Source organism: Aquabacterium soli, from assembly GCF_003933735.1.
Taxonomy (GTDB): domain Bacteria; phylum Pseudomonadota; class Gammaproteobacteria; order Burkholderiales; family Burkholderiaceae_C; genus Aquabacterium; species Aquabacterium soli.
In genome coordinates this window covers 1-15,082 of the sequence record NZ_RSED01000019.1, presented here as the reverse complement: position 1 = coordinate 15,082, position 15,082 = coordinate 1, and the positions used below count along the sequence as shown (strand labels likewise).

Sequence of the window (15,082 nt, the reverse complement as noted above, 5' to 3'; positions counted from 1 at the left end):
CGTCGCCCGGACTGTCAGTCTAGCGCCCTAAAATGGCAAGGGTCTTCTTACTGTGGCCATTCAACGCTCCGCGCGTTGCCTTGCAGCCACCCACCATCGCTCAACATGCCACGCCAGCTTTTCGTCACCACCGCGCTGCCCTACGCCAATGGCCACTTCCACATCGGCCACATCATGGAGTACATCCAGGCCGACATCTGGGTGCGGTTCCAGCGCATGCAGGGCAACCAGGTGCACTTCGTGGGCGCGGACGACGCGCACGGCGCGCCGATCATGATCGCGGCCGAGAAGGCCGGCAAGACTCCGCAGCAGTTCGTGGCCGACATCGCAGCGGGCCGCAAGCCCTATCTGGATGGGTTCCACATCAGCTTCGACCACTGGTCCAGCACCGACAGCCCCGAGAACCACGAACTGGCCCGCGAGGTCTACCTGGCGCTCAAGGCCGCCGGGCTGATCACCGTGCGCCCGATCGAGCAGTTCTTCGATCCGGACAAGGGCATGTTCCTGCCCGACCGCTTCATCAAGGGCGAGTGCCCGAAGTGCGGTGCGAAGGACCAGTACGGTGATTCGTGCGAGGTGTGCGGTGCGGTCTACGCCCCCACCGAGTTGAAGAACCCTTATTCCGCGCTCAGCGGCGCCACGCCGGTCATGAAGACCAGCGACCACCATTTCTTCAAGCTGTCCGATCCACGCTGCGTGGAGTTCCTGCAGAACTGGACGCGCGATGGCAAGCTGCAGTCCGAGGTGGCCAACAAGATCCGCGAGTGGTTCACCAAGGACGAGAACGGCGAGGGCGGCCTGGGCGACTGGGACATCAGCCGCGACGCACCTTACTTCGGCATCGAGATCCCGGACGCGCCGGGCAAGTACTTCTATGTGTGGCTGGACGCACCCATCGGCTACCTGGCCTCCCTCAAGAGTTACTTTGCCTCGGGCGGCCCCAAGGCCACCTACGGCGAATCGCGCAGCTTCGACGAGTTCATGGCCGATCCGGCGGTGGAGCAGGTGCACTTCATCGGCAAGGACATCACCTACTTCCACACCCTGTTCTGGCCGGCCATGCTGCAGTTCAGCGGCCGTAAGCTGCCAAACCAGGTGAACGTGCACGGCTTCATGACCGTGAACAACGGCGAGAAGATGTCCAAGAGCCGTGGCACCGGTCTGGATCCGCTCAAGTATCTCAGCCTGGGCATGAACGCCGAATGGCTGCGCTACTACATCGCCGCCAAGCTCAACAGCCGTGTCGAGGATGTCGATTTCAACAAGGACGATTTCGTCGCGCGGGTCAACAGCGACCTGGTAGGCAAGTACATCAACATTGCCAGCCGCGCCGCGGGCTTCCTTAGCAAACGCTTCCAGGGCCGATTGACCCAGCACCTGGCCGACGACGGCAAGGCGCTGCTGGCCACCCTGCAGGCCGGCCTGCCCACCGTGACGGCCCTGTACGAAGAGCGCGAGCTGGGCAAGGTGCTGCGCGAGATCATGCTGCTGGCCGACCGCGTGAATGAATACGTGGATGCGAACAAGCCCTGGGAGCTGGCCAAGCAGGAGGGGCAGGATGCCCGTCTGCACGATGTCTGCACCGTGTGCATCGAGGCTTTCCGCATCCTCACGATCTATCTGAAACCCGTGCTGCCGGCCCTGGCTGCCCAGGTCGAAGCCTTCCTGAACGTGACGCCGATGAGCCTGGCCAAGAGCCAGGAACTGCTGGGCGTGCACACCATCGGCGAGTACAAGCACTTGATGCAGCGTGTCGATCCGAAGCTGCTCGAAGCCCTGTTCGAGGCACCGGCCGCGCCAGCGGTTGAGGCCCCCAAGCCCGGTGGCGATAAGGGTGCTGCCCCCATGCCCCCCGAGGGGGACCTCGCCTTGGGGCGGCCCGGCGGCGAGGACATCGCCCCCACGATCACCATCGACGACTTTGCCAAGATCGATCTGCGCATCGCGAAGATCGTCAACGCCGAGCATGTGGAAGGCAGCACCAAGCTGCTGCGCCTGACGCTGGATGTGGGCGAGGGCCGCACGCGCAATGTGTTCTCGGGCATCAAGGAGGCCTACCAGCCTGAAGACCTGATCGGCAAGCACACCGTGATGGTGGCCAACCTGGCGCCGCGCAAGATGAAGTTCGGCATCAGCGAGGGCATGGTGCTGGCAGCGTCGCACGCGGATGAAAAGGCGACGCCTGGCATCTATGTGCTCGAGCCCGTGGCGGGTGCGCAACCAGGCATGCGGGTGCGTTGATCTCGCGTTGCCCTGGCCCGGGGCTTGCTGCAAGATGACGCCATGAGCAGTGCCCCCGTGCCACCACCAGATCAGGCGCCTTCAAAGCGCCGGTTGGCCGACATGCCTGGCCTGGCCTGGGCGCAGCACCTGGATCTGGCGCCGTTTCGGCCCCGGTTGCTCGATGCCCTCAAGGATTACAACCGCGGCCGCTTCTTCGTGGACCTGGGGGCCGGCCTCACGGTGGGCATCGTGGCCCTGCCGCTGGCCATGGCCTTCGCCATTGCCTCGGGCGTCAAGCCCGAGGCAGGGCTGTTCACGGCCATCATCGCGGGCTTCCTGATCTCGGCCCTGGGCGGCTCCAGCGTGCAGATCGGCGGGCCGGCCGGTGCCTTCATCGTCATCGTCTACGGGATCGTCGAGCAGTACGGCCTGGCCAACCTGCTGATCTCGACCGTGCTGGCGGGGGCGCTGATGTTCCTGCTCGGGCTGTTCAAGCTGGGGGTGCTGGTGCGCTACATCCCGGTCAGCATCGTCATCGGCTTCACCAATGGCATCGCCGTGCTGATCGCGCTGTCCCAGCTCAAGGACCTGTTCGGGCTGATGCCGGCGCACATGCCGGCCGACTTCGTCGGGCAGATCCGCACGCTGTGGGGGCATCAGCACCAGTTCAATGTCTTCGCGTTCGGCCTGGGGGCGGCCACCCTGGTGCTGCTGTTCGTGTGGCCGAGGCTGTTCACCTCGCCACACTTGCCGGTGGCGTCGCCCCGCCTGACGCGCTCGCTGAAGATGGCCTCGCGCATGCCAGGGCCCATCGTGGCGCTGCTGCTGCTGGGGGGGCTGACCGCCTTGCTGGATCTGCCGGTGCAGACCATCGGCAGCAAGTTCGGCGGCATCCCGCAGGCGATGCCCGGCTTCGAATGGCCCTCATTCACCTGGGATGGTGTGCGGCAGCTCTTCATGCCCACCGTGACGATTGCACTGTTGGGTTCGATCGAATCTCTGCTGTGTGCCCGCGTGGCCGACAACATGGCCGACCACCCGCGCCACGACCCCAACCAGGAACTGATGGCCCAGGGCGTGGCCAATGTGGTGGCCCCGTTCTTTGGCGGCATTCCGGCCACGGGCACCATCGCACGCACGGTGACCAATGTGCGCGCCGGTGCCACCAGCCCGGTGGCCGGCATGGTGCACGCGCTGGCGCTGCTGCTGATCGTGCTGGTGGCGGCACCGCTGGCCGTGCACGTGCCTTTGCCGGTGCTGGCGGGGATCCTGCTGTTCGTGGCCTGGAACATGGGCGAGTGGCATGAGTTCGCGCGCCTGCGCAAGTTCAACCTCACCTACGGCACCATCCTGGTCGGCACCTTCGTGATGACGGTGGTGTTCGACCTGACCGTGGCCGTGGAGGTGGGGCTGGTGCTGGCCTGCCTGTTCTTCATCTACCGCATGAGCACCCTGTTCCGTGCCGAGGTGGTGGCCCCGCCACAGGGTGCCGTTTGGCCCGCAGAGACCCAGGTCTGCCAGCTCTATGGCGCGCTGTTCTTTGGCGCGGTGGGCAAGGTGGAGTCCTTGGCTGAGCAGTTGCCTCAGGGCACCCGCGTGCTGGTGCTCGATCTGCAGCGCCTGGTGGCCATGGACACCTCGGGGCTGGATGCGCTGCTGCAACTGCGGCGTGCGCTGGAGCGGCAGGGCCAGACGCTGTTGCTGTGCCGCCTGAATGAACAGCCGCTGGGACTGATCCGGCGCAGCGGACATGAGGGCCGCTTCGGGCAGGCCAATGTGCTGCCCACGATGGACCAGGCCCTGGTGCGCGCCGCGGAACTCGCGGGCGGGTGATCGGGGCTCAGCGCCGCAGGGCTGTCAGCAAATCCAGGCCCCAATGGGTTGTGCCCGGGGCACGCGCCAGGCGCTGGGCTTGCAATTCGGCGTCGGTGGTGAGTTCCGTGACCCTGGCTTGCAGCCGTGCCAACTCATCGAGCAGTGTTTGCGTGGCCTGCCAGGTCGTGTCTGTCAGGGCCTCTCGCAGCGATGTGTGCTGCTCTGCCAGCACCAGCAGGTGTGCCAGGGTGTCGTGCCACGCCGTCAGGGCCTGCGGCCAGCCGGGGCGCGCCGCGGCCACCTCGCTCCAGTTGCCCGCGGCGGCATCCACCGCGGCCGAGAGGGTCTTGCGCAACTGCAGCCGTCCATCGTCGGCAAGGGTATCGGCCAGGGCGTGAGACACCGGTGCGGCCGGGGCAGGCTGGCCGGTGCGCGCCGCCTGGGCCAGCCGGGTGCCGCGGTAGGCCTTGGACTGGATGTCCAGCCACACGCCGTGCTGGTCCACCCACTGGCGGGCCGTGTCGATCACCGCCACCGCCTGTCCGTCGGCGAGTTCGATCTCGAGCTCGTTCAAGGGCTCGCTCAGATCGCCGGCCACCACGGAACCCACGTCCACGCACACGATGACCTGGCCCAGCGGATGCGCCTGGCGGCTGGTCCAGCGGTCGAAACGCGTTTCGTACACGGCCTGCAGGTTCAGATCGGCCGCCGTGCTGGCGCCGATGTCCGGCATGCCAAAGGCGCGGCCCAGGGCCTGACGCACGGCGGGGGCTGTGTGCAGTGACAGATCCGGTTTCAAACGCCCGTCCAGTGGCGCTCGCGCAGGCTGGTTGTCTTCCACGCGTGTCATGGCGTCCCGGCCCGCCGCCTTGAAGGTCTGGACCCAGTCGGGCCCCTCGCGCCTGACGCGCAAGGCCATCCTGTGCTGTGCCAGCAGGCTCTCGGGGGTGTCGAAGTAAGCAGCCTGCAGGCCCAGGGGGGCGATGTTCGCGGCGGCCTGCGCCACCGCACTGCGCACGGCCTCGATCCGGTCAGGCGGGATCTGGAATTTCAGTTCGATTTCTTGCATGGGCGCATTGTGCGGGGAGGCCTGTGCCTGCATCCGGCGCGCGGATTTTTTGGACATCCTGCATCTTTGCAATTGGACACACTGCGTTATCCTTGCGCCCAACAGGGGCGACAAACGAGAGACATCGTGAGTTTTTTGAACGATCTCAAAAAGCAGGCCGACCAACTCAGGGCGGGGCAAGGGGTGGACAAGGCGGTGCTGCAGGCGCGCATCGACATCACCGAGCAGGCCTGCCAGATGACCTTCAAGTACTGGGTTGACCTGTGCAGTCAGCTCGACGTGCTCCAGCCCGTGGCTCGGGGACGCTATGTGTTCGACAGCAAGGCAGCCTTCGACGGCCTGCGCCTGGTGTCGTTCCGGCCGGACATCCGCAAGCGCCCCTACCAGGGGCAGCAGGTCACGGACCATGTCGCCCTGAACTGCGATATCCGGACGGGCCAGGAGGTCCAGCTCACCAAGAACTTCCTGACGGACATCGAAAAGCTGGAGCGGCGCATCCAGCAGAGCTGCGTGCAGTGCACTCCCGAACCCATCCGGGATCCGGACACGGGCAAGCTGATCGAGGTCCGCTATGGCTTCGTGGCCGACATGCAGGCCGGCGTGCGCCTCAAGCCCAACCACGACGATGCCACCGTGCGGTTCACGGTGGACAACCTGGAAGGGCTTGCGCGCTGGGTGATCGCGTTCGAGGCTGCGGACGTGACCGTGCCGCTGCTGGACGAGCTGGCCAAATGGATCGCGGGTCAGCCCAACGATTTCGCCCGCCGGGGCCGCGTGCTCGAACTGCGTGAATGTTGAGCAGGCAGGTGGGTGGATGCCGGCGGGCAGACCCGCTAAAATGGCCGATCCCTGCCCACCCGAGCGATTTCACCATGCCGCTGTTCTGGAAACCCTACAAGTCCGACGCCACCCAGTTCATCGAGAGCCTCAAGCAGCGCGATCCTCAACTGGAAGACCGCCAGCGCCAAGGCCGCAACCTGCTGTGGGACAAGGACCTGGACCGCGACGCGCAGGCCGAATGGCGTGATGCCAACGTGGCCCAGTCCCCGTATGTCTACTTCTCCTGGCTGCGGCCCAAGGCCTGAGTGGCCGGGATCAGGCCGGGGCACCGGGTGTGAACGAGGCCGTGCTGGCCCCTGATGAGGGCCATGCTGCGCCACCAGCGCTGGACGCCAAGGGCCAGCCCCAGGTGGTCGACCACGTGGCCGTGGCGCGGCTCTATGGCGAACCGCTGTTCGCCATGCCCACCGACCTCTACATCCCGCCTGACGCGCTGGAGGTGTTCCTCGAGACCTTCGAGGGGCCGCTGGATCTGTTGCTCTACCTGATCCGCAAGCAGAACTTCAACATCCTAGACATCCCGCTGGCGGATGTCACACGGCAGTACCTGGCCTACGTGGACCAGATCCGCAAGAGCAACCTGGAGCTCGCGTCCGATTACCTCTTGATGGCCGCCATGCTCATCGAGATCAAGTCGCGGATGCTGCTGCCGCCCAAGAGGGTGGAAGAGGGCCAGGAGCCGGAAGATCCACGCGCCGAGCTGGTTCGCCGGCTGATCGAGTACGAGCAGATGAAGCTGGCCGCGGCCAGGCTCCAGCAGGCGCCTTTGCTGGGCCGCGATTTCTTGCGGGTGCAGATCCACAACGACCCCACTGTGCGCGTACGCCACCCTGATGTCGCCCTCGACGAGCTGCGCGAGGCCTGGGTCGACATCCTCAAGCGCGCCAAGCTGCACACCCACCACACCATCACGCGTGAAGAGTTGTCCGTGCGCGAGCACATGGGCTTCGTGCTGCGCACCCTGCAGGGCAAGCGCTTCGTGGAGTTCGAGCACCTGTTCGACCCTGCTCGTGGCCCGCAGGTGCTGGTGGTCACCTTCATCGCGATGCTGGAGCTGGCGCGCGAACGCCTGCTCGAGGTGACCCAGGCCGAGGCGTTCGCCCCGATTTATGTGCGCCTGGCCTACCAGCCTGCGTGAATGGGCCAGTCTTCCGTGCCGTCGTAAGACAGCATGGGCCCGGACGGTGCCTTTCGCCTGACCGGGCGATCCTGATAGGGGCGCTGCCATTCCGGCGGAGCCCACAGATGCTTCAGCCTTGCGCTCAACTTGCCGGGGCGTGCCACGTCATGCAGCAGGTCGGCCCATTCGTGAAACACCATCACCAGCGGATTGCGGGTGTACACCTGGCGCACGATGCCGTACTCGCAAGGCGCCACCTCGGGCACGAAGGTGCCGAACATTTTGTCCCAGATGATGAAAACGCCTGCGTAGTTGCGGTCGATGTACTGTGGGTTGCGGGCATGGTGCACCCGGTGGTGTGACGGGGTGTTGAACACCGCCTCGATGAGGCCGGGCAGCTTGCCGATGGATTGCGTGTGCACGAAGAACTGGAAGACCAGGCTCGCGGCCACGCACAGCATCACGTGCATAGGCTCGAAGCCCAGCCAGGCCAGAGGCAACCAGAACAGCCATATGCCCGAGACGGGTGACGCGGGGCTCTGCCTCAGTGCCGTCGACAGGTTCAGGGTCTGGCTGGAATGGTGCGTGACATGGCTGGCCCACAACCAGCGCACACGGTGGCTGGCGCGGTGGAACCAGTAGTGGCAGAAGTCCTGCGCCAACAGCAGACCCAGCAGCCCCAAGGCATTGACGGGAACGTCCATTACCCGATGCTCGTGCACGGTATAAAACAGTCCTGTCAGCAGGGCCCACGCGCAACCATCTGCCAGCGCGTAGCCCAACAGCAACGCGATGTTCGTGGCCGTGCCGTCCGCCGTGTAGGTCTGTCGTCGCCCCGGGCGTGACTGCCACCAGGCTTCCAGCGCCATGCACACCGCGAACAGGGGGCCCATCAGCATCAGGATCATCTGCTCCCATCCCAGCGCCATGATGTGTCTCCCGTTCATCCCCGTTGCATGCCGGGCATTGTTCGCCTGATGGTGCGTGAAGCGTTTGCGGGCTTTCCCGTGAATTTTCTGCGACAGGCGTTCAGCAGGCCTAGAATCGCGCCACTTCCGGCGGCCTTGGCGCCGCGTGCTGAGGATATGCAATCCATGACGACGACAGCCACTGGCACCCCCACGGCCCCACCCGCCGAGCGCCGCCCGATGACGCTGCACCGCCTGCGCGAGATGCACGCCCGTGGCGAGAAGATCACCATGCTCACGTCGTACGACGCCATGTTCACCCGGTTGATGGACGAGTGCGGCGTGGACACCATCCTGGTGGGCGATTCGCTCGGCATGCTGGTGCAGGGCCACACCAGCACCGTGCCCGTCACGCTGGACGACATGGTCTACCACACGCGTTGCGTGGTGCGAGGCAACCGCCACGCCTGGATCGTGTCCGATCTGCCTTTCGGCAGCTACCAGGAAGGCAAGGAACAGGCGCTGCGGTCCTGTGTCGCCCTGATGCAGGCCGGCGCCCAGATGATCAAGCTCGAAGGTGGCGGGTGGACGCCTGAGACGGTGTACTTCCTGACCGAGCGCGGCATCCCCGTCTGTGCCCACCTCGGGCTCACACCCCAGACCGTGCACGCACTAGGGGGCTTTCGCATCCAGGGCCGCGACCAGGCAGGCGCCGACACGCTGCGCCGCCATGCGAGCGAGCTGGCCCAGGCAGGCGCCGCCATGATGGTGCTCGAGCTGATGCCTTCGGCCGTGGCCAGCCAGGTGCAGGCCGACAACCCCGGTCTGATGACCATCGGCATCGGCGCGGGCTCGGGAACTGCAGGCCAGGTGCTGGTGCTGCACGACATGCTGCATGTCACGCGCGGCAAGCTGCCCCGCTTCGCGCGCAATTTCATGGCCGAGGGCGGCTCGATCGAAGATGCCATCCGCCGCTATGTCAGCGAGGTCAAGGGCGTACGCTTCCCCGACGAATCCCTCCACGGCTATTGAGCAGACACCGCGAGGCCTGAACGCATGCAAACCCTCCACACCATCCGCGAACTGCGCGAACGCCTGGACCAGGCGCCTGCACGGCCGGTGTTCGTGCCCACCATGGGCAACCTGCACGAAGGGCACCTGGCCCTGGTGCGGCAGGCCCGTGAGGTGGCCGCGGCCCGAGGCGCCCCGGTGGTGGCCAGCATCTTCGTGAACCGCCTGCAGTTCGGTCCCAACGAAGATTTCGACACCTATCCGCGCACGCTCGAGCGCGACGCGCAGTTGCTGGCCCAGGCCGGCTGCGACGTGTTGTTCGCCCCATCCGAGGCCGAGCTCTACCCGCAGCCGCAGGGCTACAAGGTGGTCGCGCCCGCCGAGCTGGGCGACATCCTGGAGGGCGCGTTCCGTCCGGGGTTCTTCACCGGCGTGTGCACCGTGGTGCACAAACTCTTCAACATCGTGCAGCCAGGCGCCGCCATATTCGGCAAGAAGGATTACCAGCAGCTCATGGTGCTGCGCAACATGGTGCGTCAGATGGGCCTGCCCATCGAGGTGCTGGGCGGCGAGACGCTGCGCGCTGACGATGGCCTGGCGCTGTCGTCGCGCAATGGCTACCTGAGCCCGGCCGAGCGCGCCGAGGCCGTGCAACTGAGCGCGACCTTGCGCCGTGTGCAGGAAACCGTGGTGGCGCAGCGTGCGGCGGGCGGCTTGTCCGTCGATTCGCTGGCGCTGCTTGAGCAGCAGGCCATGGCCACGCTGGCCAGCCGCGGCTGGAAGCCCGACTACGTGCTGGTGCGCCGCCAGCAGGACCTGCTGGTGCCTTCGGCCGACGACATCGCGCGGCAACAGCCGCTGGTGGCGCTCACCGCAGCCCGCCTGGGCACCACTCGCCTGATCGACAACCTGGAGCTGTGAGCGCTTGAAGCCGTCAGGCCGATGCCTGCTGCTTCAATGACATCAGAAAATCCACCGCCTCGGCCTGCACGCGGCTGCGGCGCATGGGGGGCAGGCTTTGCCAGATGCGCCGACCGTAGGGCTTGTCGATCAGCCGGGTGTCGCAGATCATCAGCACGCCGTGGTCGGTCTCGCTGCGGATCAGCCGGCCTGCACCCTGTTTGAGCGCGATGATGGCCTGGGGCACCTGATGCTCCATGAAGGGGTTGCCGCCGCTTTGCTCCAGCAACTCCAGCCGCTTGGCCAGCACGGGGTCATCAGGTGGCGCGAAAGGCAGCTTGTCGATGATCACCAGCGTGAGCGCATCGCCCTTCACGTCGATGCCTTCCCAGAAACTGTGGCTGCCCACCAGCACGGCGCGGCGCAGGCGGCGGAAATCATCCAGCAGCATGGGACGGGGCGCATCGCCCTGGGTCAGCACGCTCAGGTTCAGCCCTTCGGCCTCGATGCGCTGCTTGAGCCGCTCGGCCGCGCGCTGCACGGCGCGGTGGCTGGTGCACAGCAGGAAGGCGCGGCCTCCATTGGCGATGATCAGTGGCAGAGCGGCATCGACCACGGCGTCGGTGTGACCGGGTGCCGTGGGCAGGGGCAGTTGCTGCGGCACATAGAGCATGGCCTGTGACGGGTAGTCGTATGGGCTGGACCACGCCTGGCATTGCGCATCCTGCAGGCCCAAGGCTTCCTGGAAGTGGCTGAAATCCTGGCGCACCGCCAGCGTGGCGGATGTGAAGATCCAGGCCTTGCGGGGCGGGATATCCGGCGGTGGCGCGTCCTGCTCTTCGTCATCGGCCCATGCCGGGGCATCCTCGTGAGACTGTGCTTCGCCGCCTGTTTCATCACCCAGTCGTTGCCGCCGGAACACGTCGGCCACCGAGATCGGTGTGCGGTGCAACTGCACCCCCAGTTGGCTGACATCCAGCCAGCACAGTTCGGGCTGGTCGGCGCGCTCGGGGTGACCCCACAGGCACAGGCGCTGCATAAGGTCGTTGGCTCGGCGGTGCAGGTTGGCCAGATCGGGGCTGCGCTCAGACTGGGCATCGAGCACATCGCGCAGTTCGCGCAAGGTATTGCGCAGGGTGTCCACGGCTTTCCACACCGGGTGCGATGGCGGCAACTGCCCCTGCGACCATTTGGACATGCCGGCATCGAAGCACAGGCGCAGGTCTTTCAGCGCCAGGTCGGTGGGTGCGATGGCATCGGGCCAGTGCAGCGCATCGCGCGCATGGGCCAGGCCGATGGCCTTGGTGTCGCGCAGCAGGTCCATCAGCTGGGCGCTGGACACGGTGTCGCCGAAGAACATGGTGGCCGTGTCGGGCAGCTGGTGGGCTTCGTCGAAGATCACGGTCTGTGCATTGGGCAGCAGTTCGGGCACGCCTTCCTCGCGCAGCATCAGGTCGGCGAAGAACAGGTGATGGTTGACGACGACGACATCGGCGTCTTGCGCCTCTCGGCGGGCCTTGAGCACGAAGCAGTCGTTGTAATGCCCGCACTCGCTGCCCAGGCAGTTCTCGCGCGTGGAGGTGACGCGCATCCAGATGGAGGCGGTCTCTGGCACGGCGGCGCACTCGGCCTTGTCGCCTGTGGGCGTGAGGTGGATGAATCTGTTGATCTGGCCCAGATCGCGCACCTCCTGGCGGCTGCCCAGTTGGGTGGCCTCCTGGTTGGTGCGCTCCAGGTGGTGCCAGCACAGGTAGTTGCTGCGGCCCTTGAGCAGGGCGGCCTTGAGCGGCAGGGCCAGTGCATCGCGCACATTGGGCAGGTCGCGGTTGAAGAGCTGGTCCTGCAGGGCCTTGGTGCCTGTCGACACGATCACCTTGCCGCCTTGCAGCAAGGCGGGCACCAGGTAGGCTGCGGTCTTGCCCACGCCGGTACCGGCCTCCAGCACGACGCTGCTGCTCTCGCGGATGGCGATGGCGATGGCCTGGGCCATCTCGACCTGCTGTGGGCGGACACGGTAGCCCGGCAGGGCACGTGCGAGTGGGCCATCGGCTGCGAACAGGGCGCGCAGGCCCAGGGGATCAGCCTGAGCAGCGGGCGTCTCGGGTGGCGCGTCGGAAAGGTCGTCGGTGCGGGCGTCGGTCATGGCGCTCGGTGGGTCTCGAATCGGCTCAAGGGTTGTTGCGCACCACGGTGGCGTCCAGTGCCCGCTGCAGGGTGTCCAGGCAGTCGCGGCGATGTGCTTCGGCCACGCTCGCAGGGTCCTTGGATCCCAGCACACCCGGGCGTGAGAGCAGCTTGGCCAGTTGCTCGGCCTGCAGGCGCAACTGCACGCGTACGTCGGCGCGGTTGGCACCGCGCAGCAAGGCCGCGCTCAGGCGGTTGACGTGGTCCCGCTGCAGGTTGCGTCGCCATGGCGGCGGCACCAGGCGCTCCTGCGGGCTGTCCGGGCTGGCCCAGATGGTGGCGCGCAGGCGTTGGTGCAGCTCGCCCAGGGTCAGAGGCCGCGGTTCACGGTCGCGTGTCTTGTCGATGTTGTCCAGCAGGCGGTCGGCCAGACCATCGGCCATCAGGTCGCTGAGCACGCTGCGCTGCAACACGCCCAGTTGCACGGCAGCGGAAAAATCTGTCGGTGACACGCCGCCGCCGAGGAACAGGCTCTCGCCACGCTCCAGGTAGTCGGGGGCGAGCCGGCGTTGAAGGGCCGGTGGCAGCTGGAGGCCGTGGGGCGACAGGATCTGGTCCAGCAGCAGGTTCAGGGCGGCGCGCTGGGTCTCTGCGGGCAGGGGGTCGAGTGCATCCAGCCCGCTGGCTGCGGTGCCGCGCCGCGTCACCACACCGCCAATCTGGCGGGTGAGGATCTCGGCCGTGCGCTCGATGTCGCGCAATGCGTAGCCCACCCGGCGGCGCAGCACGGCGGCGTCGTCGGTCGGACGCAGGGGAGCCGTGGTCTGCCGGGCGATGAGGTCGCGGGCGATGCTCATGCGGGTGCGGGCGAAGGCGATCGGGTCACGTCCCAGGTCGAATGTCAATGCCTCGGGGTCGAGCCCCAGCGCATTGTCTTCGTCGGTGCCGTAGGCCAGGGCCAGGGCGAGCTTGGGGGCGGCGCTGCGGCGCGCGATGGCGTCCAGGGCATCCTTCTGTTCGGCCGCGCCGCCGGGCAAAGGCTTGTAGGCGTATTCGATGGCCCAGTAGTCATAAGGTCCCAGCGTGGTCTGGAATGGTGTGACGGGGGGCTGGCCGGGTGCGCTGAGGTTGATGGCCGCATAGTCCATCACCGAGGCGCTGTTGCCTTCGCGGGCAGTGAGCTTGGCATCCAGCAATTGCGCCTGCGTATGCCAGCGCGAGGCCTTGAAGTTGTGCCGCAGTCCGAGCGCGTGACCGACCTCGTGCATGGTGGTGTCACGCAGGTACGCCAGCACAAAGGACCTGACCTCGGCACTGTCGGGCGGCAGGTCGCCGGGCACGTCGTGGGCCAGGGCCCAAACATCCAACCCGTAGGACATCTGTTCTGCGGCGATCTCGGCGTGGTCGCACCGGTCTTCGAACGGCAGCGTGGATGGATCCGCCGCGTCGGCACTGCCGGGTTTTGAATGATGCGCCCTTGATTGCGCACTGTCTTCGCCGCTGAACACCTGGCTCCGAACCGCACGGATGGCGCGGGCTGACAGGCTCTCGAGCGCCACCTCGGCCGTGAGGATCTCGCCGGTGCGAGGGTCCACATGAGAGGGGCCGATGGCTCCGAACGTCGGGCGGGCGTTGGTCATCCAGCGGATGATGGCCTGGCCATTGCCGACGATGTCCAGCGGTTGATCGGCGGTGCTGTCGCGCACCTGGATCGCGTTCTTGAAGCCGATGGCCTCGAAGGCCGCGTTCCAGGCCAGCACGGCATCGCGGATGGTCGGCCGGTAATCATCAGGGATGTTGCGGTCCAGCCAGAAGACCAGAGGGCGCACGGGTTCGGAAATGGCCGCCTGAGGATCCTTCTTTTCCAGGCGCCAGCGGTTCACGTAGCGGACCCGCGGCGTGCGTGCCAGGTCGTTCGTGAAGTCAGCCACCGTGGAGATGAAGTGGCCGATGCGCGCATCGGCCAGCCGCGGGGCCATGGCTTGCGCAGGCAGGGGGCTGAGCGTGTATTGCACCGTCAGGAACAGGCTGCGCGGATCGGGCAGCACCGTGGGAATGGCCGGTTGTGCGCCACTGGACGGTGCCGACGATGTGAGCGAACCCGTGGCGTAGTGCTGCTGCACTTCGAGCAGCAAGCCGGAGGTCGTCGTGCGGGCCTGCGTCACGCCGCTGTTGCGGGCGTCGAGCGCATAGCCCTGCCGGAAGGTGCGCTGCAGTTGCAGGCCCAGGCCCAGCAAGTCGCCGGACATCAGGCTGGAGAGCTCCACCAGCACCTTGCCCTCGCTGCCTTGAGGCTGACTGGCGATGGGCACGCTGGCCAGCAGGCTGTGCGAAAAAGCATCCTGCACCGCCAGTGCCTGGGGCGTGCCCGGCGTGGCCGTGAAACTGGCGTTGATGGCCACCAGTTGCACCTGCTGATTGACGCGCCGGAACTCGACCCATTGGGGCCGGCCCACCTGCGCATTGCGGTTGGCCAGCAAGCCGCCAAAAAAGCCGGCCTCGCCCAGCCCTGTGCGCATCTTGGGTGACAGGAAAAAAGCCCGTCCGAAATCAGCGGGCGCCAGCTCGATCCACACCTTGTCCTGCCGCCGCCAGATCGGCAGCAATCCATCGCTGCGTTCAGCGCCTCGAACCACGGTGTCGAACGCGGGGGCCTGGCCAGAAGATGGGGCAGGGGTGGCCGCGCCAGGGGGCGTCAGCAGGCTGACTTGTGCAGGCACTCCGGCGGGCAGCCCGGCCACCGCCACGGTGGTGGGCGTTGGCGCTGGGGCGGGCAACACATCGGGCAGCAGGTCTGTCAGGGGACGCACCAAGGCGCAACCGCTCAACAGGCTGCCTGCGAGGCCCATGGTGAGCAGCTGTATCGAACTGCGCCGAATGGCAAAAGAGAGAAAGGGGGGGCAGACGGACATCGGGTGTGGCGAGGCGTGTGCACAAGCGAGCGGACAGCCTTCACCTTACCACCTGCGGCATTCCCTCCGAAGGGGGATGAAAAAACCGGCTGCAGGCGTGGCAGCCTGCAGCCGGTTGGTGTGTGTGCCCTTCAGGGGCGCTCAATGCGCCGGCGGGATG

Annotated in this window: 11 protein-coding genes; 7 read left to right on the top strand and 4 right to left on the bottom strand. The window is 66.6% G+C overall.

The genetic code is table 11. From position 1 onward, the window contains the following. Window positions 1-105 precede the first annotated feature (105 nt). Both metG and EIP75_RS19010 read left to right on the top strand, forming a co-directional pair. A complete protein-coding gene (gene metG / locus EIP75_RS19015; RefSeq protein WP_125244871.1) occupies window positions 106-2,241 on the top strand; it encodes a methionine--tRNA ligase in 2,136 nt (711 codons plus the stop codon). 102 nt (window positions 2,242-2,343) lie between these two features. Next, entirely contained in the window at window positions 2,344-4,056 is a 1,713-nt protein-coding gene (locus tag EIP75_RS19010) for a SulP family inorganic anion transporter (RefSeq protein WP_125244945.1), read from the top strand. 7 nt (window positions 4,057-4,063) lie between these two features. On the opposite strand, the gene EIP75_RS19005 is transcribed toward EIP75_RS19010, so the two are convergent. Beyond that, on the bottom strand, window positions 4,064-5,107 hold the full coding sequence (locus EIP75_RS19005; RefSeq protein ID WP_158622912.1) for a CYTH domain-containing protein: 1,044 nt from the start codon (window positions 5,105-5,107) through the stop codon (window positions 4,064-4,066). Between the two features lie 126 nt (window positions 5,108-5,233). Here EIP75_RS19005 and EIP75_RS19000 point away from each other — a divergent pair, with 126 nt between their 5' ends. From EIP75_RS19000 to EIP75_RS18990, 3 genes are all read left to right on the top strand, one after another. Continuing rightward, complete coding sequence (locus EIP75_RS19000) at window positions 5,234-5,905, top strand: hypothetical protein (RefSeq protein WP_158622911.1); 672 nt, start codon at window positions 5,234-5,236, stop codon at window positions 5,903-5,905. Between the two features lie 74 nt (window positions 5,906-5,979). Next, entirely contained in the window at window positions 5,980-6,192 is a 213-nt protein-coding gene (locus EIP75_RS18995; protein ID WP_125244868.1) for a DUF3460 family protein, read from the top strand. Continuing rightward, window positions 6,189-7,085, top strand: a complete 897-nt coding sequence (locus tag EIP75_RS18990; protein WP_420797180.1) for a segregation and condensation protein A — start codon at window positions 6,189-6,191, stop codon at window positions 7,083-7,085. Before EIP75_RS18995 ends, EIP75_RS18990 begins: the two co-directional genes overlap by 4 nt. Here the strand turns inward: EIP75_RS18990 and EIP75_RS18985 are convergent. Then, window positions 7,070-7,996, bottom strand: a complete 927-nt coding sequence (locus EIP75_RS18985; protein WP_125244867.1) for a sterol desaturase family protein — start codon at window positions 7,994-7,996, stop codon at window positions 7,070-7,072. The two genes, EIP75_RS18990 and EIP75_RS18985, sit on opposite strands and share 16 nt — an antisense overlap. Before the next feature lie 165 nt (window positions 7,997-8,161). Here EIP75_RS18985 and panB point away from each other — a divergent pair, with 165 nt between their 5' ends. Both panB and panC read left to right on the top strand, forming a co-directional pair. Further along, a complete protein-coding gene (gene panB, locus EIP75_RS18980) occupies window positions 8,162-9,007 on the top strand; it encodes a 3-methyl-2-oxobutanoate hydroxymethyltransferase (RefSeq protein WP_125244866.1) in 846 nt (281 codons plus the stop codon). A gap of 24 nt (window positions 9,008-9,031) precedes the next feature. Beyond that, window positions 9,032-9,907 (top strand): pantoate--beta-alanine ligase, encoded by an 876-nt coding sequence (panC, locus tag EIP75_RS18975; protein ID WP_125244865.1) that lies wholly within the window; start codon window positions 9,032-9,034, stop codon window positions 9,905-9,907. Between the two features lie 13 nt (window positions 9,908-9,920). On the opposite strand, the gene yoaA is transcribed toward panC, so the two are convergent. After that, entirely contained in the window at window positions 9,921-12,029 is a 2,109-nt protein-coding gene (yoaA, locus tag EIP75_RS18970; protein WP_125244864.1) for a DNA repair helicase YoaA, read from the bottom strand. Between the two features lie 25 nt (window positions 12,030-12,054). Next, entirely contained in the window at window positions 12,055-14,859 is a 2,805-nt protein-coding gene (locus tag EIP75_RS18965; protein WP_233584952.1) for a zinc-dependent metalloprotease, read from the bottom strand. Window positions 14,860-15,082: the final 223 nt, after the last annotated feature.